The organism is Desulfosporosinus acidiphilus SJ4, assembly GCF_000255115.2.
Taxonomy (GTDB): Bacteria; Bacillota; Desulfitobacteriia; order Desulfitobacteriales; family Desulfitobacteriaceae; genus Desulfosporosinus; species Desulfosporosinus acidiphilus.
The window spans coordinates 2,925,098-2,951,902 of the sequence record NC_018068.1 but is presented as its reverse complement, the minus strand read 5'-3'; the positions used below and the strand labels follow the sequence as shown (position 1 = coordinate 2,951,902).

Genomic DNA, 26,805 nt, shown 5'->3' with positions numbered 1-26,805 from the left:
GCGGCACCACCGATTAACTGATAAATATATTTTCCAGGCAGGCATATAACCTTAGGTTGTAGACTTCAAGAAGGGCTAAGACGTGCGAAGACAGTATCTTCGTCCTCTAGCATAAGTGCAATAGGCAGCAGTATGTTATGACGATAAACGGAGGAGATTAGCGCAAAACTGCAACTCAGTACGTATACTTCTGCAGTGCGGATATTGTGCAGCTCCTAATTGGTATAAATCTTGCAATTGAGAATATTAAGATTATTGATAATAATCAAGGCAATGCTCTAAAGAAAGGAGGTATCTGGATGGCTGGATTAATACTAGTCTATACCGGAAACGGCAAGGGCAAGACGACTGCCGCTCTCGGCTTAAGTTTAAGGGCTTTAGGCCATAATCAAAGGGTTGGATTTCTACAGTTTATGAAGGGGAGCAAGAATTACGGTGAAATAAAAATAACTCCTGTGCTCCCGAAATTAACACTCGTTCAAGCGGGGCGGGAATCCTTTGTTTCCTATGAAAATCCTGACCCCATAGATATTACGATGGCTCAAGAAGGATTGGCTTTAGCCAGACAATGGTTGGAAGAAGATAATTATGATCTTATAGTACTGGATGAAATTCTTGTCGCAGTAGCCTTTAAATTAATATCTGTTAATCAGGTCTTGGAATTAGTTCATAAGAAACCGCCTCACCTTGATTTGGTTTTAACCGGACGGTATGCAGCAGCTGAGATAATAGAAATTGCCGATACAGTCACCGAAATGACAGAAATAAAGCATGCATATAACCAAGGTGTTGAGGCAAAGGCGGGGATGGAGTTTTGAATAGAGAAGCACTTGATCAATGGATTGCTCGTCTTTTGGCAAAAGATCGTCGGGCAGCCGCCAAAATTATTTCTTGGGTTGAAGACGGTTTAGACCGAGAGTATATTATGTCTTCAATTTTAAAAACCATTAAAAATAACTTAGTGGTGGGGATAACAGGGCCTCCAGGGGCAGGAAAAAGCTCCTTGGTTGAAGCGTTGACAATACTTTACCGGGCTAAAAATGAAAGAGTTGGGATTGTGGCAGTAGATCCCAGCAGCCCGTATTCAGGAGGAGCGATATTAGGAGACCGTATTCGCATGCAGGCTCATGGTACGGATAGGGATGTTTTTATCCGCAGTTTGGGCACGCGAGGACATCTTGGGGGTGTTACACGTTCCACGTTAGATATCTTGCACATTTTAGAATGTGCCGGGTATGAGCGTCTGCTTTTGGAAACGGTGGGTGTTGGTCAGTCGGAACTTGAAATTATGCAAATGTCAGACACGGTGGTGGTTGTGCTTAATCCTGGAACAGGAGACGGAATCCAAGCTATTAAAGCGGGAATCATGGAAGTAGCAGATATTTTTGTCATTAATAAAGCGGATTTGCCGGGGTCTGATCGGATGAAAAATGATATTGAAATGATGTTAAATTTGAGTTGCGATGGGAAGAGTTGGCGCCCTCCGGTTGTCATGACAAGTGTTGTTAATAATACAGGGCTGGAAACATTATTAGCAAAGATTGAAGATCATCAAACTTATTTACTCGAATCGGGACAAAGGATTGAGCGCCATAAAGAGCGCTTACGCCTTGAGGTCTGGCGTCAGTGGGAAGATAAAACTCTGGCAGTCTTTAACATGGCTTGGGAAGCTGCAAAAGGGAAGTTAATGGATTGTGATTATGAAAATCCTTATGAATTGACTCACAATCTTTGGAAAGAGTGTTTTAAGGAGGATAAAGGAGATGAAGGATAATTTCCTGCGTTGGAAAGCAACCTACGATGCTCAGAAGGAGCGAAACTATTCGTTTATGACTGTTTCAAGTGTTCCTATTGATCCGCTCTATGCTCCCGGGCATATGGCAGAGATCAATTACGAGGAAGACTTGGGAAATCCCGGAGTATACCCTTATACTCGAGGTGTCCGTCCCAATATGTATCGCGGCCGGCTATGGACCATGCGACAGTTTGCAGGTTTTGCTACAGCGAAAGAATCTAATGAACGGTATAAGTTTTTGCTCGAACAGGGTCAAACAGGGTTGAGTGTTGCTTTTGATATGCCCACCATCATGGGATATGATTCGGATCACCCCCGTGCGTTCGGGGAGGTTGGCCGGGTGGGTGTGGCAATCGACTCGCTGGCTGACATGGAAATATTGTTTAAGGATATCCCCCTTGATAAAGTCAGTACCTCTATGACTATCAATGCCCCGGCGTCTATTGTTTGGTCCATGTATATTGTCGCTGCCGAAAAGCAGGGCGTTCCCGCTCATAAGCTAACCGGAACTATCCAGAATGATATTCTTAAAGAATACATAGCCCAAAAGTCATGGATCTTTCCTCCCGAACCGTCTTTGCGCCTTATCACCGATATCTTTGGTTTTGCTAAAGAACATGTTCCTAAGTGGAATACTATCAGTATCAGCGGCTATCACATACGAGAAGCAGGAGCAACCGCGCTCCAGGAGCTTGCTTTTACCCTAGCCGATGGATTTGCTTATGTTGAAGCAGGTATCAAGGCCGGTTTGGATGTTGACGATTTTGCGCCTCGGTTATCGTTCTTCTTCAATTCTCATACGGATTTTTTTGAAGAAATCGCCAAATATCGAGCCGCTCGTCGGATTTGGGCGCGTCATATGAAGGAGAAGTATGGCGCCAAAAAAGAAGAAAGCTTATTATTGCGTTTCCATACCCAAACGGCCGGTTGTTCTCTGACCGGACAACAACCTGAGAATAATATCGTGAGAACTGCCTATCAGGCAATGGCGGCAGTCATGGGTGGAACCCAATCTTTGCATACCAATTCCATGGATGAGGTCTTAGCATTACCGACTCAAAAATCCGTCCAAATTGCTCTCAGAACCCAGCAAATCCTCGCTTATGAAACAGGTGTAGTGAATACCATTGATCCTTTAGCCGGTTCATATTTTGTAGAAACCCTGACAAATCAGATGGAGGAGGGAGCAGAGGAATACTTCCGGAAAATTGATGAATTGGGCGGGGTACTGGAAGCCATTCGGAAGAACTTCTTCCAGCAGGAAATTGCTGATGCGGCCTACCGCTATCAACAAGAGATAGAAAGCAAAGACCGAATTATTGTCGGTGTTAATGAATTTATCAATGAAGGGAAAGCAGAAATCGATTTACTGAAAATTGATCCGGAGGTTGAAAGGGCTCAAGTACGCGGGCTTCAGGCGCTGAAACAAAGCCGTGATAATCTCCGAGTCCAAACCACCTTAGAAGGCTTAAAGCAAGCAGCTCTGGAAACAGACAATTTAGTGCCTAAAATCCTTGATGCCGTGCGGGCTTATGCCACAGAAGGGGAAATGATCGCTGTTCTTAAAGACGTCTTCGGAGAGTATCGCGAACAAGCTGTATTTTAGATCATAGGGGGAGGGAAGAAGCGATGAAGACAAGTCGCATTCGTGTTCTAGTTGCCAAGCCAGGTTTAGACGGACATGACCGTGGGGCGAAAGTAATTGCCCGGGCATTACGTGATGCAGGAATGGAAGTTATCTATTCAGGATTGCATCAGACACCGGAGCAGATCGTGGAAGCTGCAATTCAAGAAGATGTTGATATCATTGGTATCAGTGTTTTATCTGGAGCGCACATGACAATTTTCCCAAGAATAAAAGAATTACTCAAAGAGCAAAACGCGGATGATATATTATTAATGGGTGGAGGAACGCTTCCTGAGGAGGACATTGATTCACTTTTGGAGGGAGGACACGCAGAGGCCTTGTTTACGCCGGGCACAACTACGGCAGAGATAGTAGGTTGGATCGAAAAGAGACTAGAGGTTTTATGATACGAGGAGTTCAATTCAGGAAAAAGGGGTTGATTACGTGGCGTTGTTAAACTCTAAGGACGATCTTACTCGAGAACAAGCCATAGCATTATTAGAAGACTTCGCAAAACGATGGATAGCTCATGACGGACTTTGGTTTCAAGCTATCGAAAAAGTGCGGGGTCTTGATGAAGCAGTTGAACAGGATATTGAGGCTTGGCGGAAATTTACCGTTCTAGAAGCTAAACGCATCATGTCTTTTTTGGATCTGCCGAAAAACGGAGGATTAGACGCTTTAGAAAGAGCCTTAAAGTTTCGCCTTTACGCTTTTCTAAATATTCAAGAGTGTACTCGACCGGATGACCACACCTTAATATTTAAGATGCTCGACTGTCGTGTCCAATCGGCGAGAAAAAGGAAGAACCTTCCTGATCATCCCTGTAAACCTGTAGGAGAAGTTGAATATTCTCTATTTGCCTCGACCATTGATTCCCGTATAAAAACTAGTTGCCTCGCCTGTCCTCCTGATCCCCACCCCGAAGAATTTTACTGCGGATGGAAGTTTACTCTTGAAGAATGATGATTTCAAAGCAATACCCAAAATTATATCCCTGGTTCCTTCAGCTACTGAAATTCTCTTTTTTCTCGGCTTAGAGTCTCATCTTATAGGAGTTACAGAAAACTGCAGTTATCCGGATCAGGCAAAAATAAAGGGCAAAGTGGGTACCTTTGGCTATCCTCAACTGTCAAAGATTCTCGCGCTTAGACCTGACCTTGTTCTTGCAGATGGGGCCTTGCACAGAAACCTAATAAGCAAACTCAAATTGAATCAAATCAACGTTCTTGAGGCTATTCCTCTAAAAATTGATGACATTTTTGTACTTATGAGCAGACTAGGACAGATCTGCCAAAAAGACATGACAGTGCAACCTCTCATTGGGATTTTAAAGGATCGGGTTGATAAACTTAGCAGTGATACAATAATTCGAAGACCGAGGGTTTTTCGCCTGATGAGCACAAATCCTTATGTAACCCCGGGTGTAAAGTCGTTTCAATATGATGCGTTGCGGCTGGCTGGCGCCCAGTTGATGGAATTTCAGACGAACGATCCTTATGTTCCTGTGAGCTGGAACCAAATCGAGGAATTTGATCCGGAAGTGATCCTGTTTTGTGGAGTTGATAAAGGGCAACTGCTGCCTCCCAAATGTAAAGGATGTGATGCGAAAGATCCCCTTTGTCATAGAACTGTGGAGGAATTCATAACCGAAGATTGGGGTAACATAACAGCCGTTCGCCAGAATCATATTTATCCAATATCCTGCGACTGTCTATGTCGACCAGGCCCCAGACTGATCGCCGGGATGGAGAAACTGCACAAACTGTTTGAGAGTATCAGATAGAGAGGGGAACAAGTATTAAATTTGTATTAGGTAAGGGTCTGAGAAATTATTAAAGAAAGGCGTTGTCACATTCTGACAACGCCTTTAGCTATTGGTCCTCTCTTTTTGGGTATTCAAGTTAAGTTTTTGCGCGGCCCCTTGGTCATGACTTTCCCATAGGTTAAATTCTTCAAAGAAAATGCCCTTAGGAATGAATGAATGAATGAACTCATTCTAAGAGGTTATTGGGTCATCACTTTTGGTTAAGATATATTAAACAACCCTTATTCCTTGGGGAGAATTTCCAGCCAGTAATTATCGGGGTCATTAATGAAATAAATGCCCATTTCCTTATTTTCATAGCAAATGCAGCCCATCTTTTTGTGAAGTTCATAAGCTGCTTCAAAATCGTCAACCATAAAAGCTACATGGAATTCGTTCTCTCCTAAGTCATAGGGTTTCGTTCGCTCTTTCAACCAAGTAAGTTCCAGACTGTGCTGGGTTACTCCATCTCCAAGATAAACAAGTTTAAATTCGCCGCTTGTGGGTTCGAATCGTTTAACTTCTACAAGACCTAAGGCTTCTTTATAAAATTTTAGACTTTTTTCAAGATCTAAGACATTAAAATTGTTATGGCCAAATCGAAATTTCATAGATAGAACCTTCCTTCATAGTTTATAGCTTTACTTCTACAGATCAAATTAAGTAACACGCTATAAATATTGTATAATTATTATGAGGTGATAACAATGGCAAAAGAGCTGATAAAAATTAAATATTTATTTCATAGTGGTTTTCTAGTTGAAACAGATAATAATTTGTATATTCTTGATTATTATCGAGGAGATATTGGGGATGTAATAAAGAAAAGTCCTAAAAATATTGTAGTCTTCTCCTCACACAACCATCCTGACCATTTTAATCCGCTAATTTTAGAATGGCAGAAGGTGAGACCGGATATTCACTATATACTAAGTTCTGATATTGTAATATCTAAAAAAGTAAATAACCTTAATGTTCTGTCTCCGTATGATCAACTTACGTTGGGTAACCTTACAGTAAAGGCTTATAACTCAACAGACATTGGAGTCTCCTTTCTTATTCAAGATGGAGGAAATCACCTCTTTCATGCCGGAGACTTAAATTGGTGGTATTGGGTTGATACGCCGGAAGAAATGGCCAAGGCCGAAAAGGCTTTTAAGGATGAAGTTCAGAAAATCAAAGGGGAAATCATCGATTTTGCCTTTTTTCCGGTTGATCCAAGACTGGAGAAGAATTATAAAGCAGGAGCAGAGTATTTTATTCAAGAACTTGCTCCTAAGTATTTAATTCCTATGCACTTTGCGGATAGTCCTGAGATTGTAGAAGAATTTGAAATTGAAATGAAAGATTCTTCTTGCCAAATCCTCAAATTCACCCGAAAAGGGCAAGAGCTGATTATTTGAAGAATCGGAGGAGTATAACCCATGGTGGACTTTGCGGGTGCTAAAAGCTTTATTACAATTAGCAAACAATCAATAGGAGGTCACCAAGGAGGTTTTCTTAAATTGAAGCTTAAGAGGCATATTTGTGAGCGTAATTCTCTTTGGCCTCTAGTTCAGGCCATTCCGTTAGCATGCTGTGCAGTCAGTGCTGAAACGGGTATGATCTTTTTTTCAAATTCGAAATTTACAAAGTTATGGAACTTAGAAAGGTTCGGTGACCAACTTGCAAAGAGGGAATTTAAATATACTGATTATATTAGACATTGTCTGACACTAGTTCAGGATGCTTCGAAATTTGGGGAAATATGCAATAACAATAACAATAACCTACCAAATGAAGCCGGAGGCTCGCAGGAGGATATGATACATCGGTACCTGGGAGGTTGATCTGATCAACAATACAGGGTGCCACGATTCCCGTTGGAAAGCAATTCTGGGCTACAGTGAACATGAGGTTATCGATGATTGGCATCGTCTTATTCATCCAGAAGATGTAAAGAAAGTCGACAAAGCAATACAAGAAACGGTGAACAGAAAAAGTGAGAGATATTCTTCGGAGTATCGTCTTCTTCATAAAAATGGGACGTATCGTTGGGTTGAATTCTCATGTAGTATTATCTATGATCAATCGCTTCAGCCGCTTCGTTTATTGGGGTTAACCATAGCTCAGAGAAGCTGCTGACGAACTATACATTCACAGAAAAACATTGGTGTTTCGGAAACAGCGTATTGAAAGATTGCTATCAGTTTCTCTAGATAAGTATCAAACACGTTTAGCGCTTTCAGCGGCTATTATGTTATATAAGTTAGACAGGAGTCTATAATTTTTATCTTTTTATCAGTTTATTACCCCAAATAGGTAATAAACTGAAATTTTTTTGTCTAAAGAATGGGGTAGTCTGCAGTGCTAATAATCTGGTATTAGCCATGGATGGTTATAATAATATGAAAAGAATATGAAAAGAAAGGCAAAAAAAGTTATTAAAGAGCGAAGAGCCATTGAATAATTGATCTAATATGATATAATAATAATTGTAAAATAGTTTTAATTACTGTTATTGGATATCTATTATTCTAAAAATTATCAGGCTCGAAAATCAAGTAAAACACCTCACCTAAACCTTTTTCCTTAAAACGGGTTGGCAGCTTTCGGCTCTTATGGTAGGGGAGGCAAAGCGTTGGCATGATTGAAGTATATTCCCAGTCGGGATCAAGAGATTACAAATAAAATAGAAATGAGCATTTAGCTAAAATCAGATTCTGGCAAGGAAGAGGATTTGCTTAATGAAGGAGGTTTCCGAAATGACATATGCTATCAATACCCAGAGAGATGTTTTTAAATTAGCACTACTTCTCTACGATTATTTAAGTCAACATGGTCATGTCGATGAGGCGGAGCGTTTTAATCAATTGGTGGATTCTTGCTATCCTCAGGATAAGCTGGCCTTAGAGGCCCATCTTAAGGCTTTCAGGCAAATTAAAACAACGATTCCTGATTTACCCTTGGCTTATGTAAAGGCAATTGATGAGGCTGAGGAGATTTTAGCGGATAATCAAGGACTTTGAAATTCACTTGATGAAAAGAAACGGAGGATTGATTAAATCGGTTTAAATTTAAAAAGTCTGTACATACTAATTTTAAACATTTAGGAGGGATAAAATTGACTGTACAGGCAGATTTGGAAAAAGCGGTAGCTGCAGCCCAATCAGCACTAGGTACTTATGAAACTTTTTCGGCTTCAACTCTTGATGATTCGGCGAAACAAATGTTTAAGGAAATGTCGAGTGATATGGAGCGTCATGTTGCGCTGCTAAGAGGTCGGTTAGCTTATGTAACTCAGAACAACAGTATGAATAAGTCATTGAGTTAAGAAAAAGATATTATAATCCAGACACAAAAAAGTCGCCCCACAGCAAGGGCGACTTTTTTGTGTTTTAAGAAAGCGTAACCTTCAGTTAAGCACTTTCCTCGAGCATAAGCTTTTTTTATGTATTCGTCGTTATTAATTTGTTAATCTTTATCTAAGTGATAACCCCTTTAATAATAATACAAAAAAGATTTTGAGATTGGTCCTTGATGGTGTTGAGAATTCATTAAGAATTAACTCTATTATTTCATGGGTTGTGTATATGGGAAATGATTCGGCTTGAAGGGGGATTTAAGGAAAAATTTATAGTGAGTGGAAAAATGTGGAGAACTGACATATAGTGGGTTAGGTCCGTAAGAAAGGAGGAAATCACAATGGCTTTTGGAGGAGGAGCAGCTGGAGGAGTAGGTTTCGGCTGGGGAGCAGGCATTGGAATCGTTGTGGTAATTATCTTATTACTAATTGCTATGGGGATTGTATTCTAAATTAGCGAAAGAAAGGAGATTGAAGGCATGTACGGTTATGGCAGTTTCGGTTATGGTGGTTACGGCGGCTATGGCACTTGCGGTGGCGGAAATTGTGTAGGAGCAGGAATTATTGCGATTGCCATTCTTATTCTGATCGCTTTAGGTGTCATTTTTTAATCCTTATGTGATCGCATAATCTCCGATTAATATAAGCTAGACTGCTCATTATTCTGGATGGGCAGTCTAGTTATAGTTATATCCGAGTTTTATGATTTGGAGTTATAGGCTAGTATATAAAACTCAAGAAGCTGCTTAGCTGCTTCATCCCATCCAAGATTACTTGCTGTCTTAAAAGCATTTTCAGAAAGATTATGGTGCAGGCTTTTTTTCTTTAATTTAAATATCGCTTCCTTAAAACTTTGCGGATCTTTTGGTGTGTAAAGGAATCCTGTGATGCCGTCAGCGATTTGCTCGGAACTTGGTTCGGAACGTGCAGCAACAACAGGGAGTCCAGAAGCCATTGCTTCCAGAATAACTAATCCTAAGGTTTCCGTGACGGAAGGAAAAACGAAAATGTCCGCAGAAGCGTAGGCCTTCGCTAGCTGCTCACCATGTAAGAAGCCGGTGAAAATACAACGGGTGCCTCTAAAATAGTCCTGTAACGTTTCTTTATAGGGTCCGTCACCGACAAGAGCCAGACTAAGTTCAGGAGATGATTCCAAGACATTGCGGATAGTTTCAATTTCCTTTTCCGCTGCTAGTCTTCCGACATATAAAAGAAGCGTTTGTTCAGGTTGTCCACCTGTTAAATAGTCTCTCATGGTTTGATCGTAATTTTGGGGACCGAATCTATCGATGGCGACGCCCCGCTTCCATACATAAAGATTATTAAATCCTTGGTCGGTTAATTCATCTCTCATTGCTTCTGAAGTGCATAAATTTATATCTGCCTGATTATGTAAGCAGCGAAAGTATCGCCATAGCAGGGGGGAAAGGAATGGCAAATGGTAATATCGGGCGTATTTGGCAATATTCGTATGATATGAGGCAACAAGTGGTAACCTTAAACGACGACTGTAATAAACGCCGGATGCTCCCAAGAGCACAGGGTTAACAACATGAACGATATCAGGACGAAATTCTTGCAAATACTTTTTAACCTTGGATGTGGGCAGTGAGAATTTCCGATCCCGATAAAAGAAAAGGGTACGAGCGTGAACTCCTTGAATTTTTGCCCCTTCGAATTCGTCAATACCCAGATCAGGAGCAATGATGAATACTTCGTGTCCGTTTTGTTGGAGCCAATGCAAGGCAGCACGGAGACGGGTTACAACACCATCTGTTGATGGTAAAAAAGTCTCAGTAATAACAGCGATTTTCATAGTCTACCTCTGTTCAGGCCCAACGGATATTAGGCAATAGGTTATCCTTAAGTAGGCGATCCTTGTGCTCAAGAACGGATACAAAGATATCTGATAGTACTTGATAGGTAAGTAAGTGTGGCTCTAAACCAAGATCTTGTAATTTGCTATGGGCCGCATGATAATAATGATCTTCTTTTTCGATTCTTGGATTTTCTATATGAGTAATATGAGGGTCAAAACCTTTAGCACGGGCAACTTCCTGAACCTTTTTGGCAAGGTCTGATACAGAGAATTCTTCAGTAAATTGGTTAAAGACACGAAAATCACCGTGCTTAGCAGGATTGTCAATTGCAAGTTCAATACATCGAATGGTATCCATGATATTTAGAAAGCCGCGAGTTTGACCGCCTTTTCCATAGACCGTCAAATTTTGTCCGACAGCAGCTTGGGCCAGAAAACGATTTAAAACTGTTCCGAATACAGCATCATAATCTAAGCGGTTCACTAACATGGGATCCATGAGGGTTTCTTTGGTATGCAACCCGTAAACAACACCCTGGTTAAGATCTGTAGCCCGAATCTTCCAAGCTTTGGTTGCGAACATGATATTATGGCTATCGTGGACCTTTGAGAGATGATAGAAAGACCCAGGCTGTTTGGGGTAAGGTATAGTATCTTCACGACCATTATGGATAACGTTAAGATAACCTTCTTCAATGTCAATGTTTGGTGTTCCATATTCTCCCATGGAACCGAGTTTGATAAGATGACAATCTGGAACAATTTCTTTGATTCCATAGAGGACGTTTAGAGTGCCAACAACGTTATTAACTTGAGTAAAGACAGCGTGCTCGCGATCAATCATTGAATAAGGTGCTGAACGCTGTTCAGCAAAATGAACGAAAGCATCCGGCTTAGTCTGAATTAGAACCTCCCGTAAGAAGTCATAATGATTTAAGTCTCCGATATAAGTTTTAATCTTTTTGCCGGTTAGCTCTTGCCAGCGGGTAATGCGTTGATCTAAGTTGGCAATAGGTGTTAAGGAGTTTGAATGGAGCTCTTGGTCCCATTTCCTGCGTATTAAACTATCCAATATAATAACGTCATGTCCTTGGTTTGACAAATAGAGTGCGGTTGGCCAGCCACAAAAGCCATCTCCTCCGGCAACAATAATTTTCAAGTTTGCTCCCCTTTTCTTCAATTAACTTTAAACCGTAGGATAAATGCTATCTTGATAATTGTAATCGTATATCAAAACGTTTTACCCCAATTAAATGGCTAAGCCGCTTTTAGTCTTTTAAAAACAAAATATTTCATAAACAGAAAACTTGCGATAGAAGGGGATATCATGGCGAGTACTTTGGAGATATTCTGGATAAACCAAAGGGAAAATCGGCAAAGAGTAAAAAAGCGGATACCTGCTATAAATATTAAATTGCTTATGATTAAGCTTATTCCCGCTTGAATTAGAAAAAATACTTTTTCGCGAACATCTTTTTGAGCATAACCTTTGAAGGCAAGACGCGAGTTCCATATATAACTATTTACAATTGCTAAAATGTAGGCTGCGGTATTAAATAATATGAGTAGTGTTTGGTCATTAGTAGGGTACAACCATAATGAAATGTCTAAAAAACCTAGGTCAATAATAGCATTGAGACTCCCGACGAAAATGAACTGCAGAAATTGTCCCTTTAATATATTACGCTGTTTAACTGAATTGACAAAATTGCTAACCATTCGTTTCACCTCCATAATAACAATAAACTTCAATTCTTAGAAAACTATTAATTATTTTTTAAATAATTGTTAAGATTTTAGTTCTAATAAAATGGCTTCAATATTTTTAGAAAAGGTTTAGACTTTTTGACTTAATTTATTCCTTTTTTCAAGAGGATTTCACAGGAATAATATCGAATTTTCCATAGTGATTTTGTCTCATGAGGCGTATAAATTTTAGTTGCCTGTGGAGAAGTAAAATAAATTTCAAACTAGACTTATTTATATGGAGGGTATCAATTGAAACCAATTAGATTGCTCATATTTTCAGCCACTTTTGGAGCCGGTCATGTTAAGGCGGCTGAAGCGCTTATTGAGTCAATAAAAAGTTTCCAACCATCTGTAGAAATAATTCATGAAGACTCTGTGGGTAAGTTTAACAAGTATCTCAATTATTTCCTTTGTAAATTGTACATAACAATGATGAAGAGGGCACCTAAACTATGGGGGATGTTTTACAAACAAACACAAGAAATAGCGGAAGATTCCCTCTTTCAACGTTTTCTAAACTCTTTCGGGCGCAGTCAGCTTGCTGCTTATATTGAAATGGTAAAACCCGACGTAATTGTTTGCACATTTCCAACAGTTACCGGCGTATTATCACAGTTAAGAATGAAGGGTGAATTAAATGTACCGGTGACTGCAGTTGTTACTGATTATACGATTCATAGTCAATGGATTCATCGAGGGGTTGATGGCTATATCGTAGGCTGCCCGAAGGTTTCAGAGGGTTTCATAGCTCGTGGGATAGAACCCAATCGCATTCGAATATCGGGGATCCCCGTAATGCGGAAGTTCGAACGTTCTCTCGATAGAAAAGATGTCCTGAGAAATTTGGGGTTAGATGAAGATCGTTTAACGTTTTTGGTTATGTGCGGCGCATGTGGTGTTCTCGAAAAGGCAAAATGGATTTGTAAGCTAATTTTAAAGGTTGAGGCACCGGTTCAGGCTATAGTTGTTTGCGGCAATGACCACAAACTGTATCAATCTCTAGATAATATCGTGAAGGAAGCACGCAATCCCGTGGTTAGATTTAAGTTTATAGACAATGTTGATGAGCTAATGTCTGCCTCAAATATCATAATTACCAAGGCAGGCGGGCTTATAGTATCTGAAGCTTTGACCAAACGTCTTCCTTTGCTGATTTTTAAGCCTATACCTGGCCAGGAAGAAAATAATGCCAGATTTGTTTCTGATATCGGGGCTGGCAGGGTTGCTTATACAAAAAAACAGTTGACCGATATCTTGAATGATCTAATTGCTAATCCAGAGAAGATTCAGCATATGAGTCAAGCAGCAACTCAAAGTTTTAACGGTGATTCAGCTGAGAAGGGAGTTGAGTTTATTCTGGAAATGGCTGCTAACTCATCTTCTTATGAATCCATAAGTAAGATGAACGCCTCATTTACTTATTCGAAACAGGTCCGTGAAAGAGCTTGGCGCAATTCGTTGCTGCGTATCTCACGTCCCTTGCTGCCTGTAATCAAACGTTCGTTCTCCTTTTTCTTCAGATATTAAGTGAGTTCCAGCGAGAAGAAGTTTTGCAAGCTTTTTCTCTATAAGTATAATTTTCAAATTAACGAAGAATATTCCTAAACGTAAAAAATGAGTTTTATCGATTGATTAATAAGTTTAAATTGAGTAAATTAAGTAAATTAAGTAAATTAAGTAAATTAAGTAAATTAAGTGCACCCATAAACCTCACTAATTTACTTGGATATCATTTAAGATTTCGCTAAAAGATAAAAAGGGGAGTTCAATTTAAATTATGACAATTAAGCTCAGTAAGGTTGTTGCTCAAAAGATTGTCGAATTAATCCATGTTCAAAGTGGATTTGATGTAATAGTTTGTGATAGTACGGGAACTATCATAGCTGATTCCGAGAAAGCCCGGATAGGACAAAAACATATCGGAAGCTGCCAAATTCTAAATTCAAACAGAGATTATGCTGTTATTACCGCTCAAGAGGCAGAAGCTTCTAACAGTCATGTTAAAGAGGGGGTCAACATTGCCATTGAGGCTGAAGGCGTCAAAATTGGCACATTTGGAATTGCCGGACCACTGGAAATTGTGCCGCCTGTGGCAAGAATTGCTGCAGGTATGATCATTATGATGCTTAGAGACGAAGAGTTGAAGGACTTTATTCGCAACCAAGTCAAAGTTATAAGTAGTTCAGTTGATCAAGCTGCTAATGGGGAATTTAATAATATTTATGAATTATTGAAGAATACCACCGAAAATATAGCTAATGAGAACGATAATTGTCCGGAAATCTACGAGTTGATTGACAGAATGAGTAATTTAGCCTTGAAGGACACGTTGACTGGGACTTATAACAGACGTTATATTAATCAAAAGTTGCCGGTAGACATTATCAGTGCTTCTCTCTCAGAACAAAGTTTATCCATTATTATTGCAGATATTGATTTTTTTAAAAAAGTCAATGATTCCTATGGCCATGTAACAGGGGACCATATTTTAAAATCTTTTGCAGATATTCTTTCAGGATGTATTCAACGAGAAAGTGATTGGATTTCAAGGTTCGGAGGAGAGGAGTTCCTTATCTGCCTGCCTGGTGCCGGAGTTGAAAAGGCGAAAGAAATAGCGGAACGCATGAGAAGTACCATTGAAAACGAGGCCATAGCCTGTGGAAAACATCTTATAAAAATTACCGCTAGTTTTGGTGTGTGCAGTATCAAACCTTCTCCCCGCGCACCAAAGATAAATGCTGAGAAACTAATAGAATGTGCCGATCATAAGCTTTATATAGCCAAAAGCAACGGGAGAAACAGAGTTGAATCCTGAAGTGCTTCGATATAAAGATTAATTGTCCTTAGACAAACAGCCTTATCGTTTTCGATAAGGCTGTTTGTACTTGCCTGGCATAATATTTAAAACAAGCAATAAATAAGGTGCTTGTCCCTAGTTGATATTTGCAATAATAACCGTTTGTGTTTTTATATCCAATAGAGTTATAAATTAGAAAATACCTTGAGATAAACTTAACAATTACTATAAAGGAACTTAAATGAGTTTAGCGAATGACTTATTAAATATAGTATTTTTAAAAAAAGAGGAACGGAAATGTTTGATAAACGGAATATATATATAATATGTATTTGTATTATTTGCATATTTAGCATGCCTTTAGAGGCTCGGGCAGAAACACAACCCCAAACACAAATACAAATACAAATAAACTCTCCTAACAGCTCCGAAACCAATAGTTCTCAATCTCAGGACAATACTGTCATCCAGAACCAAAACGATAACACTGAGAAAACATTGCAACAATATATAGCGCAAGAACAAGGGCTAAACAATGACTTTAATACTCAAACTGAGCAGGAACTTACGCTTGACGTTAAAATTTTATCATTACAGCAATCCCTTCAGACAATAAATGACGGCATAGCGAGTGATCAAGCTTCTTTAGAAGCTCAACAAACACAACTTAAGGACTTACAAACTAAGCAAACACAACTTCAAAAACAACGTCAAGAAGATAGTGATAAACTAGGAGATATATTAAATACATTCTATCAAAGCGGAAATGAGCAAGGAGGTTTTCTTCCGTTTATGGAAGTACTATTCGATTCAACAAGTATGTCGGATTTCCTTGATCGCTGGGAGTATATTTCTTATGTAGTTAATGATTATCAACATCTAAATCATGCAATTTCTATTTCCAATACTAGTATTACCAAACAGCAGACACAAATTAATGCGAAAATGGCTTCTGTTAAATCTTCGATCCAGGAAAAGGAGAAATTGCAGCAAACACAACAACAGCTCTTAGCAACTCAGCAAAATCTTCTTGGCCAAGTTAATTCTCAAGAGAAAGCAACCATTCTTTCCTCATTTAAGGTCCAATCTAATATTGAACAATTGACACAAGAACAATCCTTAGAAAGCTCGCTTGTTGAAGCTGGGCGTGAAGCAGGTATAAATCCCACGGAGTCCGGGGTTTTAAGTACCAAAATTAAACAGTTAGTACCTGTTTCTGCTAATTTTCAGTCTATACTGGCATACGCCGAACAGTATTTAGGAACTCCTTATGTTTGGGGAGGAACTTCTCCTGCTCCCGGTTTTGATTGTTCGGGTTTTGTTCAGTACGTTTATGGAAATTTTGGAGTAAAATTAAATCGTGTTTCTGAAGATCAGTATCAAGAAGGCATTGGGATTCCTGAATCGGATCTAAAACCAGGTGATCTTGTTTTTTTCAGCACTTACGAATCGGGTGCATCTCATGTAGGTATTTATATCGGCAACAATATTATGATTGATTCTGAGGCTTATGGCGTTTGTTTTGACAATATAACAAATTCATACTGGTCTGCTCGTTATCTGGGTGCGCGTCGTGTTGTATTTTTTGCGAACGAATAATGGAAAAAGTAGTGATTATTTCTGGTAATTCATGGGATTACCTAGTTAAAGAAGGAAAGTAGAGAGCCTATGTGGAAAGAATTGAGGGGTGAGAAACTTATGATAAAAAGAACAATAAAAAACGAAACTATTTTTAAAATAAAGGATGAAGATACTCAAACTACATTTTATGGCTGTGATCAGGAATGGTACCCCACAAGCTGGCAGCGTCGAGCGGGATGCGGCCCCACCGCGGTAACAAATATTATATACTATCTCAAGACCCGCAGCAGTTCGGGTTTCTCTGATCACCTTTGGTTAAAGAGCGGGGCCTTGTCATTAATGGAAGAGATCTATCAGTTTGTTAAGCCAACCCTAAGAGGTATCCCCTCAACAGAGCTGCTCTACGAGGATGTCCGGAATTATGCTGAGGCGATGGCTCAGGAAATAAAACTTGAGGTTTTCAATATATCTAAAAGTCGATCATCCCGCCCGCAGTTTCAAGATCTCTTAATATTTTTGGATAAAGCATTGGCCAATGATACACCGGTTGCCTTTCTGAATTTGGACAATGGTGAGGAAAAACGTTTAGACTCTTGGCACTGGGTAACAGTTATTTCACTAGAATACTCAGCAGATGGCAGCAGAGCACTTCTGAGAATATTGGACGGAGGGCATATAAAACAAATTGATTTAGTTCAATGGTTTCTCACCACAAAACTAGGTGGCGGATTTGTTAGTTTTGATTACGTTCATCAGCAATGAGTTATCAATATTGAAGAGATTTAAGGGGGATAAAGATGGATCATCGTCGCTTAGTTCTGGATAAAGACAGTGAGTTTAGCTTTCAGTGCCATGATGGGCTGGATTGTTTCAAAAAGTGTTGTCGTGATATTAATATTTACCTGACTCCTTACGATGTTCTGCGCATGAAAAATTTGCTGGGTATTTCTTCAGAAGAATTTCTGGAAAAATACACACTAAAGGTAAATATGCAAACCGGCTTTTCTGTTGTACAAATTAAGATGTCAGAAGAGGATGACCTGAAATGTCCCTTTATTACGCCAAAGGGGTGTCGGGTTTACAGAGAAAGGCCCTGGTCTTGTCGTATAGCGCCAGTGGACATGCTGGGGAGAGGAAAATATTCTTTTATATTCGAAAGTTCCCGCTGTCATGGATTGAATGAGAAAAAAACACAGACAATCAAAGAATGGCTTCATGATCAAGGCCTAGAGATTTATGATGAAATGGAGCAGGGGTTTAGCGAAATTCCCAATTATCTAAAACTTACAGGTGATCACGAAACTGATGAAAAGATTACTAATCTTTTCTTTATGGCGTGTTATGATCTGGATAACTTTAGAAATTATTTATCCAATAACGCTGCCTTATTGCTCGAGGAAATGAATTTAACCGAGGAAATGATAGACGAGATGAAACAGAATGATGGTGATGTTGCATTAATGAAATTTGGTTTTAATCTGCTTTCTCTTGGAACTGAACGCTTAAAAACGCTCAATATCTAAAAATGTCCCACATTAGAATTTGCTGCCGCTTTCACCAAAGGCGTTGTCATTTAGTACAGTGACAACGCCTTTATTTAATGATTGGCTGGCGAATATGAGAATGCCTTCCAGTCACTCTAATAATAAATTGTGGCAAACGCTTTTGACTTGAATATCTTGTATTATAGCATATATTACCAGAATAAGATGAATGAAGGTGAATCATCAATGCCGTTGGGTAAATTGAATATATTTGGCAATCAACAAGCGCAAACGATGCCTCAAGGAAATCCAGGCTTTCAAGTGCCGAATATTTCAGGACAATTCGCTAGGCCTCCCCAATTGGGTCGGGGGCTTCAAAAGCTGATGCCAAGTTTTGGAGCTCCGGGAGGGTTGTTTATGCCGCCCGGATATTCCCAAATGAACAACTTCGGAGGGAGTCAGCCAGGAACAATGCCCGGTGCCGGAATGATGGGCGGAAATACAAATTGGGGATCTGGTCCTCAAAACGTTGGCGGGCAAGGCTATATGGCACCTGGTTATCCACCGCAGGGCTTTCAGAAGCAACAGATACAGCCAATGCAGCAGATGCCTCAACAGATGCCTCAACAGATGCCTCAACAGATGCCTCAGCAAATGCCGCAACAGCAAATACCACAGCTCCAAGGATATCCACCGCAGGGCTATCCAACTCAGGGGTATCCGTATCCGATGACGAATCAAGGGTATGGGGGTCAAATGCCTAATCAGCCTGCTTGGGAACAACCCAAAAAAGGCGGCATAAAAGCATTTTTAAGTAATTTTTTTTCTAAAAAGAAATAATAATTAACTCTTATCAGGTCTCCCAGTGGGTGGAAATAGTTTGGAATTGGATTGTGGAAGCATTAAGGCTATTTTTCGCCCTTAAGTGGGAGTATGATAGCCTTCTTGTATCCATAAGCCCAAGTTTCCTAGTTCTCCTCTGCTTCATAAGATAACTATGTACGATTAAAATGAATACTGTGAAGGGAGGAGAAGCAATGAAAAATATCTTAAAAAAAGTCTTGACGGTCATCGAAGGATCTTTACCTGTTCCGGATGGGGCAGTTAATAGCAACTCCAGTCCGGAAGAAAGCGGGACTGTGACTAAGATAGGTGATACAGAAGTTGTACAAGCACTAAAAGAGTTAGCCGTAAAATTTGCCGAAGCATTAACCCATCGCGATTACGAATGTTTAGACGGCAGGGCAGAGTATTATCTTTATACGGTAGACCATCTAGTTGAGCTCATCAAGAACAACGATGAGCAAAATACCATAAACTTCCTTACTGAAAATAAAGTAAAATCTAAGTTTGAAGATTGTGAGTTTCTTTCGATTTCTATAAGCGAGGAGCGGGACGAAGCCGAGGTGGTGTGTAACGTAATAACATGTGTAACAAGTGCGGAAGATAAATTTTTTAAAGAACTAAACAAAAAAAACCATAAGAAAAACAGTATAAGTAAAGGTACTCCTTTTAGCACGAAGTATACTTTGTCCGTAAAAAGTGAGAAAGGAACCTGGAAAATAGCCGGGTTTAATACTTCTGAAGAAAATCTACGAATTGATAGGAATTTTTAGTTCGAAAAAGGCTAATGCTAAATTATAGCGTAAACCACCCATGACAAACAAACAGCTGATAATAAATAATAAGTTATTGTGTACTAAACGATTTAGAAATAAAGTACAGAGGTTTTGCTAAAAACCTCTGTTATAATTCCACATCATACCAATATTTGTTTATTTTAATAAATTTACTGATATCTTTTATATAATAATGCAAACAATTTAGCAATTTTATATGATATTCTTTGCCGCATGCGTATAAAAATGAAATCGTAAATTTAAATTTTATATAAAAATAAATTAAATAATATTTATTTTTAAAAATAAAAAGAGTAAACTTATTAATGCGGAAGGAGGCGACTATTCCCGGTTATAGGCACCAATAATCAAAGAAATAATTTGCGAAATAATTGTAACTAAGAAAGGAGCTATCTGATTTAATGAATTTACTTAGGAAAAAATCAATTCAAGAACTTATATTAGAGTCACAACAAAAAAGTGGCCTCAAAAAAGCGTTAGGAGCACTAGATCTAACAGCTTTGGGTATTGGTGCTATTATTGGAACAGGTATTTTTGTTTTAACAGGTGTTGCTGCGGCACAATATGCGGGTCCGGCCTTGGTGTTATCTTTTGTTTTTTCCGGAATAGCCTGTGCTTTTGCAGCTCTGGTTTACGCGGAATTTGCCTCAATGGTACCGGTGGCTGGCAGTGCCTATACGTACAGTTATGCTGCTCTCGGTGAGCTTTTTGCATGGATTATCGGCTGGGATCTAATGCTGGAATATGCTCTGGCCTGCAGTACAGTAGCCATTGGCTGGTCAGGATATTTTGTTAAACTCCTTGAAGGTTTGGGTGTTAATCTCCCTGCATGGGGTACTTTGTCTGCCGGATCAGGAGGTTTAATAAACATACCTGCCCTAGTCATTGCTCTTTTGATTACCTGGCTTTTGTCCCTTGGTGTTAAAGAGAGTACTAGAGTTAACAACATCATCGTTGCTGTCAAACTTTTTGCTGTTTTAGTTTTTATTGTCGTAGCCATATTTTATGTTAAGCCTGCTAACTGGCATCCTTTTATGCCTTATGGCTGGAACGGAGTATTCCGGGGTGCAGCGATTGTCTTCTTTGCCTATATTGGATTTGATGCAGTTTCAACTGCTGCTGAAGAGGTGAAAAATCCTCAGAAAGATTTACCACGCGGAATTATTGCTTCTTTGATAGTTTGTACGGTTTTGTATATCATCGTAACGGCCATTTTGACCGGTGCCGTGTCTTATACAAAATTGAATGTCTCAGCTCCGATTGCTTTAGCGTTGCAGTTAATCCATCAAAATTGGGCTGCAGGTATTATTTCGATAGGTGCGCTTGGAGGTATCACCACAGTACTGTTAGTTATGCTCTATGGGCAAACTCGGGTTTTTTATGCAATGTCTCGGGATGGTTTGCTCCCAAAAATCTTTAGTGAGACCCATCCAAAACATAAAACACCTAACAAAAGTACTTGGTTAACCGGTATTATTGTGGCTATTGTTGCGGGATTAACCCCCATCGATATACTGGCGGAAATGGTCAACATCGGGACTATGTCTGCGTTTGTCTTTGTTTCAATTGCTGTTATTGTCCTTCGCAAATCCCAGCCCGATTTGCCCCGTGCCTTCCGGTGTCCGGGTGTACCTGTCGTTCCAGCATTAGCTGCTCTATTCTCTTTATTCCTTATGTTTAAATTACCTGGGGCTACATGGATTCGTTTTGTCGTCTGGTTATTCATTGGTTTTATAATTTATTTCATGTATGGGTATAAACATAGTGCCCTAAATAAGACTTCGAAGGTTAATGCTGACTGATTACTAGATGGCGAACACAAGTTCATGATTTGATTTTAAAGGTACCCTTATTGGGTGCCTTTTTAACACTTCAGATCTCCATGCCGCTAAACGGCATCTAACTTGCCCCTTTCGCCTTCGGCTGCGAGAAGGCTAATTCGTGCGAAGACAGTGTCTTCGTCTTCTAGCATAAGTTATCATGAACGAGACGGCCCCAATTCGCAGCACACAGGTTATTTTTGGTAATGCTATACATGTTAATGATTACCAAAACAGAGCTGAAATGCGAAAGGAGCCGTTACTATGAAGGATAACACAAAATACGTAGGTTTAGACGTATCCAAAGAAAAAATAGCAGTTGCAATTGCCGATGAGGGCAGAGAAGCCCCACGCTACTGGGGTGTTTGCCAAAATAACTCTGAATCGATTAGAAAGTTAATGAAACAGTTAGGAACACCGGGACAACTCAAAGTTTGCTATGAAGCTGGCCCTACGGGGTATCCACTTTATAGATTATTGCTTAGTCTGGGCATCGAATGTAGCGTTGTAGCTCCTTCTTTGATTCCCACAAAACCTGGAGAACGTGTAAAAACCGATCGTCGTGATGCTATTCGCTTATCTCAATTATTTCGTGCTGGAGAATTAACCCCCATTTATGTTCCTACTGAGGATGATGAAGCTTTGCGAGATTTAGTTCGTGCTCGAGAGGATTCAAAAGAGGATCAGCTTCGAGCAAGGCATCGATTAACGAAATTCTTATTGCGATATGACTTAAATCCTCCGGCAGGCATAAAAAAGTGGACAGCAGGTTATCGGGATTGGCTGGACGCTCTGAAGTTCAGCCGTGCTGCACAGAGTACAGTATTTCAAGAGTACCTTCACCATTTAGACGAGATTGAACAGCGCATAAAACGGCTTGAAGCAGAAATTCATGACCAGGCGACAGATAGTGTTCATGCCCCGATGATTCAAGCGCTGCAAACCCTGCGAGGTGTGGCAGAGCTATCAGCGACCAGTTTAGTTGCTGAGATTGGATCGTTTACACGGTTTGGCAGTGCCCGACGAATAATGTCTTATACTGGGTTGGTTCCAAGCGAGCGCTCGACGGGAGAAACACGTCATCAGGGAAAGATGACCAAAACGGGAAATGCTCATGTACGACGTATATTGATTGAAGCCGCCTGGAGCTATCGTTATACACCTGCGATAAAGGGGGAGATTCGTAAAAGGCAGCAAGGGAAACCGCCAGAGATCACAATGATTGCATGGAAGGCCCAAGACCGGTTACATCGGAAATATAAACGATTAATGGGGCGAGGAAAACCAAGTGGGAAAGTAATTGCAGCCGTTGCAAGAGAATTAGCGGGTTTTGTTTGGGCGATAGCATGTGAGGTTGAAAAAGCATCCTAAATTTGGTGAAGGATGATTATTAAAGAATTTGGATTATAAGAGGTGCGAATTAAAAGTAGGGCACGTAGGCAAAAGGAAAAGTCCGTAAAGGAGAATCCACGAGTTGCACTTGTTGCTAGGTTTGTTATACAAACTGAACGCACGCCATAAGTTCGTGGCAGCTCCCCAGACGAAGCGATAAAATGTGAAAATCCACGAATATCAGACTGCTCATCGTCGATGTAAATCGTTTGCCTTCGTGCCGTGTTTTTAAATCAGCAGAAAAGAATGTTGGGGCTTCGCCCCAAGAGTTTAACGCTTTAAATTCTCCTGCAATTTAAAAAGGAAGGGAACAATTTGTTCCCAATTCCTCATTGCAGCAGAAACCAATCTAGCGCTCAGGTTGCTCTCCAGCATTGCCCTATCCTCTAAGATTGGCAAGAGCTACCTATAGTGTTACCAAAATGTGCCCAAAATAAGGTTTTACCAATAAAATTTTAAAAAAGAAGACGGGGCTAGTTGACAGTCTCGTTCATATCAGTGCAACTAACCAGCCGCTTTCGCCAGCTAAGTTTTCTTTATTACATAAATAGCGCATATTATACAACGTTAACAGAAGATTATATTATATTTCACAAAGGTAGAATTTTTCAAAAATAAAATATATAATAACATTATAATGTATATACAAATTTCTGAATGAGAGGTGACATTAACACTCGAATTTTACCCTTTCTGCGAATGTTCTTTGAGAGAAGGTAAGTAGTGAGAGGAAACTATTGATAAAAGGGAGGTAGATTGAAATTGATAATTATCGGAGAAAAAATTAACGGGGCGATTCCTTCCGTGGCAAAGGCAATCGCCGCCAAAGATGCGGAATTTATTAAAAATCTTGCTAAAATTCAAAGTGAAGCCGGTGCTAATTTCATTGATGTTTGCGCATCTGTTGAAGACAGTCTTGAACTGGAAACGATGAAATGGCTGATCGACTTGGTGCAAGAGGTTACAGATACCCCCATATCTATCGACAGTCCCAATGCACGCATATGCGCAGAGGCAATTAAATTCTGTCAAAAGCCCGGCCTTATTAATTCGGTGTCTATGGAGGGAGATAAGATAGAAGTTATTTTCCCCATCATAGCCGATACTAAATGGGAGTGCGTTGCTCTCTTGTGTGATGATACTGGGATTCCACAGACAGGTGAAAAACGTCTGGAAGTGTTTGCAGAGATTATGAAAAAGGCGAAAGAATACAACATTGCTCCCTCCAGACTGCATATCGATCCCCTAGTGCAAATGCTTTGCACGTCAGAAGACGGCATTCTCACAATCATGGATGTTATCAAAGAAATTAAAAAACAGTATCCGGACATTCACGTAACGGGTGGTGCCAGCAATATATCCTTTAACCTTCCTGCTCGAAAACTCGTTAATCAAGCTTTTATCGTCTTATCCATGAGTTCCGGTATGGACAGTGCAATCCTTGATCCCACGAACAAAGATTTGATGGGCATGCTCTATGCAACGGAAGCTCTTTTAGGTATGGACGAGTATTGCATGGAATACATCGGAGCCTACCGTGAGGGTAAATTTGGAGTGAAGAAATAATACAACTAAAATAATAAGGGAGGAATTTGAGATGTCAAAGATCGAAGAAGTAAAAGCCAACGTCGAAAAAGGCAAAGCAAAAATTGTACCTGGGTTGGTACAGGAAGCGTTAGATGAAGGAAATAAAGCGGAGATGATTCTCCAGGCCATGATTGATTCCATGGGTGTTATTGGTGACCGCTTCTCAGCCGGAGATATTTTCGTACCCGAAATGTTGATGGCAGCTAAAGCGATGTCCAAAGGTGTTGAAGTCCTTAAACCCCACCTTGTAAGCGATAATACTTCCTCATTGGGTACTTGTGTTATTGGGACCGTCGAAGGCGATCTTCATGATATCGGTAAAAACCTTGTTAAAATGATGCTTGAAAGTGCCGGCTTTAAAATGGTTGACCTTGGCGTTGATGTTTCGGCAGCTAAGTTTATCGATGCTGTCAAAGAAAATGAACATGTTACCTTGGTAGCGTGTTCAGGGCTCCTGACCACAACCATGACCGCAATGAAGGGTACCATTCAAGCGCTGAAAGACAGCGGCTTAACAGGGTTCAAAACAATTGTCGGTGGTGCTCCCGTAACGGCCGAATACGCAGCTGAAATTGGTGCCGATGGGTTTGCTCCTGATGCAGGAAGTGCGGCTGTGAAGGCCCAAGAATTGGTCAAGGCTTAATAAGACTAAAGAACAGGGGGGAAACTCATGTTAACGAAACGGCAAAATTTAATGGAAACGATCAAAGGCGGAAATCCTGATCGCTTTGTAAATCAATACGAATTTATGGAGATCATCTTGGAACTGCCCTCAAAGCTTATGGCTGACCCGGGAACTGAGATTAAGAATGATTGGGGTATTACGTTTAGATGGCCGGAAGGTCAGTTGGGACAATTCCCTGTCCATGACGAGGAGCATAAGGTTTTAAAGGATATTACAGAGTGGAGAAAATACGTCAAAGCCCCTGTTATTAATAATTCTGACGAAGCTTGGGCTGCGGCTGTTGCTCATGCCAATTCCGTAGACCGTAAAGAACAATTTGTTACAGCCTTTGTGGCACCAGGCATTTTTGAAATGTGTCATCACCTGATGAGCATGGAAGATGCTTTAATGGCCTTATACGAGGAACCCGAAGCTATGCATGAGCTTATTGATTACCTTACCGAATACGAGTTAAACTATGCCAAAATATTGATTGACCGTCTCCATCCGGATGCCCTATTTCATCATGATGACTGGGGCAGTCAAAAATCCTCCTTTATTTCCCCAGCCATGTTTGAAGAGTTTTACCTTCCCGCCTATAAAAAAGTCTATGGATTCTATAAACAGAATGGTGTGGAATTAATTGTTCATCATAGTGATTCTTATGCTGCTAACTTGGTTCCTTTTATGATTGAAATGGGAATTGATATCTGGCAGGGAGTTATGACTACCAACAATACGCCTGAGCTTATCAAGAACTATGGTAAGCAAATTGCGTTCATGGGAGACATTGACAGTGGTGTTGTTGATTTCCCGAGTTGGACACCTGAAATAGTTGCCAGAGAAGTTGAGAGAGCCTGCAAAAATTGTGGGAAGTTATATTTTATCCCTAATCTAACTCAGGGGCTGAATTTTAGTTCTTTCCCAGGAGTCTATGAAGCTGCCAGTGAAGCCATCGATAAAATGAGCAAAAAAATGTTTTAAAAGGTGCAGCTGTTTTTGAAGAGAGAGGCAGATTCTATGAGCCAGGACTTTAATAAGCTAAGTTTAGCGGCAAAATCATTAGGGGCAGCACATACAGCAATAATAGATGTTCAAGACATTCAATTTAATGAAGATTTCAGAATGCAATGCGAACAAAATTCTTGCGGAAGCTATAATAAAAACTGGATGTGTCCCCCAGCGGTTGGTCCAATTAGCGAACTAAAAGAAAAAGTGCTAAAGTTCAAGCGGGGGTTATTATTCCAGACGGTATATCAATTGGATGGCTCTTTTGATTGGGAGGGCATGCAGGAAGGTACGGCTCAACACACCAAGATATTCAGAGAGGTCTGTGACACTATTAAAAATACCTCTGCCTTCCAAGAACTTCTCCCCTTGAATGTTGGTCCCTGCACCTACTGCAGCAGGTGTGCTTATTTGGATGGTCAAGAATGCCGGTTTCCCGAAGAGGCTGTATATTCCGTCGAGGCTGCCGGGGTCGATGTAATGGCTTTGGAGAAGAGTTATGGGATTCCCTATTATAATGGAAAAAATACTATTTCGTGTGTAAGTCTCATTTTGTTTACCCCTTAATGAGCAGCGATTCTCGATAAAAAATCACCGGTGATTTATAGTTTTTCAGACCCTATTCTTGATGAAGAAATTTGACTTAATATAAAAGTAGCTTTTAAAGTGGATAATTTGCTAGTAACATTTGA

At 40.1% G+C, this 26,805-nt stretch carries 28 protein-coding genes and 1 pseudogene; 25 read left to right on the top strand and 4 right to left on the bottom strand.

Going from position 1 to position 26,805, the window contains the following annotated elements; genetic code table 11:
• Window positions 1–299: 299 nt before the first annotated feature.
• Genes cobO through DESACI_RS13380 form a run of 6 tightly spaced genes read left to right on the top strand, consistent with a single transcriptional unit; the run spans window position 300 to window position 5,208 of the window.
• Window positions 300–818, top strand: coding sequence for a cob(I)yrinic acid a,c-diamide adenosyltransferase (cobO, locus tag DESACI_RS13405; RefSeq protein WP_014827733.1), 519 nt, complete (start codon window positions 300–302; stop codon window positions 816–818).
• Window positions 815–1,774: a methylmalonyl Co-A mutase-associated GTPase MeaB gene (gene meaB / locus DESACI_RS13400; RefSeq protein ID WP_014827732.1), complete on the top strand. Its 960-nt coding sequence runs from the start codon at window positions 815–817 to the stop codon at window positions 1,772–1,774. Before cobO ends, meaB begins: the two co-directional genes overlap by 4 nt.
• Entirely contained in the window at window positions 1,764–3,401 is a 1,638-nt protein-coding gene (locus DESACI_RS13395) for an acyl-CoA mutase large subunit family protein (RefSeq protein WP_014827731.1), read from the top strand. Before meaB ends, DESACI_RS13395 begins: the two co-directional genes overlap by 11 nt.
• Before the next feature lie 23 nt (window positions 3,402–3,424).
• Window positions 3,425–3,829 carry a cobalamin B12-binding domain-containing protein gene (locus tag DESACI_RS13390; protein ID WP_014827730.1) on the top strand — a complete coding sequence of 135 codons (405 nt, stop codon included), beginning with the start codon at window positions 3,425–3,427 and terminating at the stop codon, window positions 3,827–3,829.
• 43 nt (window positions 3,830–3,872) lie between these two features.
• Window positions 3,873–4,388 (top strand): DUF6125 family protein, encoded by a 516-nt coding sequence (locus tag DESACI_RS13385; RefSeq protein WP_041276504.1) that lies wholly within the window; start codon window positions 3,873–3,875, stop codon window positions 4,386–4,388.
• Window positions 4,378–5,208, top strand: coding sequence for an ABC transporter substrate-binding protein (locus DESACI_RS13380; protein WP_014827728.1), 831 nt, complete (start codon window positions 4,378–4,380; stop codon window positions 5,206–5,208). The genes DESACI_RS13385 and DESACI_RS13380 overlap by 11 nt, the downstream gene beginning before the upstream one ends.
• A gap of 263 nt (window positions 5,209–5,471) precedes the next feature.
• Here DESACI_RS13380 and DESACI_RS13375 read toward each other — a convergent pair whose 3' ends face one another.
• A complete protein-coding gene (locus DESACI_RS13375) occupies window positions 5,472–5,840 on the bottom strand; it encodes a VOC family protein (protein ID WP_014827727.1) in 369 nt (122 codons plus the stop codon).
• A 96-nt stretch (window positions 5,841–5,936) separates the two neighbouring features.
• On the opposite strand from DESACI_RS13375, the gene DESACI_RS13370 reads away from it, so the two are divergent.
• The 6 genes and pseudogenes from DESACI_RS13370 (at window position 5,937) to DESACI_RS25535 (ending at window position 9,183) form a co-directional block, all read left to right on the top strand.
• The gene (locus tag DESACI_RS13370) at window positions 5,937–6,632 is read left to right on the top strand and encodes an MBL fold metallo-hydrolase (protein WP_014827726.1); all 696 of its coding nucleotides are present in this window, start codon (window positions 5,937–5,939) and stop codon (window positions 6,630–6,632) included.
• A 406-nt stretch (window positions 6,633–7,038) separates the two neighbouring features.
• Window positions 7,039–7,353 (top strand): PAS domain-containing protein, encoded by a 315-nt coding sequence (locus tag DESACI_RS25815; protein WP_083845593.1) that lies wholly within the window; start codon window positions 7,039–7,041, stop codon window positions 7,351–7,353.
• Window positions 7,352–7,495 (top strand): annotated as a pseudogene (locus DESACI_RS25810) (helix-turn-helix domain-containing protein); the annotation flags it as partial. The gene DESACI_RS25815 and the pseudogene DESACI_RS25810, both read left to right, overlap by 2 nt.
• 478 nt (window positions 7,496–7,973) lie before the next feature.
• Complete coding sequence (locus tag DESACI_RS13360) at window positions 7,974–8,237, top strand: adenylate cyclase (protein WP_014827725.1); 264 nt, start codon at window positions 7,974–7,976, stop codon at window positions 8,235–8,237.
• Between the two features lie 95 nt (window positions 8,238–8,332).
• A complete protein-coding gene (locus DESACI_RS13355; RefSeq protein WP_014827724.1) occupies window positions 8,333–8,542 on the top strand; it encodes a DUF1657 domain-containing protein in 210 nt (69 codons plus the stop codon).
• 509 nt (window positions 8,543–9,051) lie between these two features.
• Complete coding sequence (locus DESACI_RS25535) at window positions 9,052–9,183, top strand: hypothetical protein (RefSeq protein ID WP_014827722.1); 132 nt, start codon at window positions 9,052–9,054, stop codon at window positions 9,181–9,183.
• 89 nt (window positions 9,184–9,272) lie between these two features.
• Here the strand turns inward: DESACI_RS25535 and DESACI_RS13340 are convergent, their stop codons facing one another.
• From DESACI_RS13340 to DESACI_RS13330, 3 genes are all read right to left on the bottom strand, one after another.
• Window positions 9,273–10,388 carry a glycosyltransferase family 4 protein gene (locus tag DESACI_RS13340; protein WP_014827721.1) on the bottom strand — a complete coding sequence of 372 codons (1,116 nt, stop codon included), beginning with the start codon at window positions 10,386–10,388 and terminating at the stop codon, window positions 9,273–9,275.
• 13 nt (window positions 10,389–10,401) lie between these two features.
• On the bottom strand, window positions 10,402–11,550 hold the full coding sequence (locus DESACI_RS13335) for an NAD-dependent epimerase/dehydratase family protein (RefSeq protein WP_014827720.1): 1,149 nt from the start codon (window positions 11,548–11,550) through the stop codon (window positions 10,402–10,404).
• A gap of 98 nt (window positions 11,551–11,648) precedes the next feature.
• Window positions 11,649–12,110, bottom strand: coding sequence for a GtrA family protein (locus tag DESACI_RS13330; protein WP_014827719.1), 462 nt, complete (start codon window positions 12,108–12,110; stop codon window positions 11,649–11,651).
• A gap of 279 nt (window positions 12,111–12,389) precedes the next feature.
• On the opposite strand from DESACI_RS13330, the gene DESACI_RS13325 reads away from it, so the two are divergent.
• The 13 genes from DESACI_RS13325 (at window position 12,390) to DESACI_RS13260 (ending at window position 26,680) form a co-directional block, all read left to right on the top strand.
• The gene (locus DESACI_RS13325) at window positions 12,390–13,667 is read left to right on the top strand and encodes a UDP-N-acetylglucosamine--LPS N-acetylglucosamine transferase (protein ID WP_014827718.1); all 1,278 of its coding nucleotides are present in this window, start codon (window positions 12,390–12,392) and stop codon (window positions 13,665–13,667) included.
• Between the two features lie 250 nt (window positions 13,668–13,917).
• The gene (locus DESACI_RS23115) at window positions 13,918–14,955 is read left to right on the top strand and encodes a diguanylate cyclase (RefSeq protein ID WP_014827717.1); all 1,038 of its coding nucleotides are present in this window, start codon (window positions 13,918–13,920) and stop codon (window positions 14,953–14,955) included.
• Between the two features lie 279 nt (window positions 14,956–15,234).
• On the top strand, window positions 15,235–16,536 hold the full coding sequence (locus DESACI_RS13310) for a C40 family peptidase (RefSeq protein ID WP_014827716.1): 1,302 nt from the start codon (window positions 15,235–15,237) through the stop codon (window positions 16,534–16,536).
• Between the two features lie 99 nt (window positions 16,537–16,635).
• Complete coding sequence (locus DESACI_RS13305) at window positions 16,636–17,280, top strand: hypothetical protein (protein ID WP_041276500.1); 645 nt, start codon at window positions 16,636–16,638, stop codon at window positions 17,278–17,280.
• Window positions 17,281–17,315: 35 nt separating this feature from the next.
• Window positions 17,316–18,041 (top strand): YkgJ family cysteine cluster protein, encoded by a 726-nt coding sequence (locus DESACI_RS13300; RefSeq protein WP_014827714.1) that lies wholly within the window; start codon window positions 17,316–17,318, stop codon window positions 18,039–18,041.
• Window positions 18,042–18,248: 207 nt separating this feature from the next.
• Window positions 18,249–18,842, top strand: a complete 594-nt coding sequence (locus tag DESACI_RS13295) for a hypothetical protein (RefSeq protein ID WP_014827713.1) — start codon at window positions 18,249–18,251, stop codon at window positions 18,840–18,842.
• Between the two features lie 197 nt (window positions 18,843–19,039).
• A complete protein-coding gene (locus DESACI_RS13290; protein ID WP_014827712.1) occupies window positions 19,040–19,618 on the top strand; it encodes a hypothetical protein in 579 nt (192 codons plus the stop codon).
• A gap of 425 nt (window positions 19,619–20,043) precedes the next feature.
• Window positions 20,044–21,444, top strand: coding sequence for a branched-chain amino acid transporter BcaP (gene bcaP, locus DESACI_RS13285; protein ID WP_014827711.1), 1,401 nt, complete (start codon window positions 20,044–20,046; stop codon window positions 21,442–21,444).
• A 282-nt stretch (window positions 21,445–21,726) separates the two neighbouring features.
• On the top strand, window positions 21,727–22,833 hold the full coding sequence (locus tag DESACI_RS13280) for an IS110 family RNA-guided transposase (RefSeq protein WP_014825172.1): 1,107 nt from the start codon (window positions 21,727–21,729) through the stop codon (window positions 22,831–22,833).
• 783 nt (window positions 22,834–23,616) lie between these two features.
• Window positions 23,617–24,420, top strand: a complete 804-nt coding sequence (locus DESACI_RS13275) for a methyltetrahydrofolate cobalamin methyltransferase (RefSeq protein WP_014827710.1) — start codon at window positions 23,617–23,619, stop codon at window positions 24,418–24,420.
• 31 nt (window positions 24,421–24,451) lie between these two features.
• Window positions 24,452–25,084: a corrinoid protein gene (locus tag DESACI_RS13270; protein ID WP_014827709.1), complete on the top strand. Its 633-nt coding sequence runs from the start codon at window positions 24,452–24,454 to the stop codon at window positions 25,082–25,084.
• A 27-nt stretch (window positions 25,085–25,111) separates the two neighbouring features.
• Window positions 25,112–26,089 (top strand): uroporphyrinogen decarboxylase family protein, encoded by a 978-nt coding sequence (locus DESACI_RS13265; RefSeq protein WP_014827708.1) that lies wholly within the window; start codon window positions 25,112–25,114, stop codon window positions 26,087–26,089.
• 36 nt (window positions 26,090–26,125) lie between these two features.
• Window positions 26,126–26,680: a DUF2284 domain-containing protein gene (locus tag DESACI_RS13260; RefSeq protein WP_014827707.1), complete on the top strand. Its 555-nt coding sequence runs from the start codon at window positions 26,126–26,128 to the stop codon at window positions 26,678–26,680.
• Window positions 26,681–26,805: the final 125 nt, after the last annotated feature.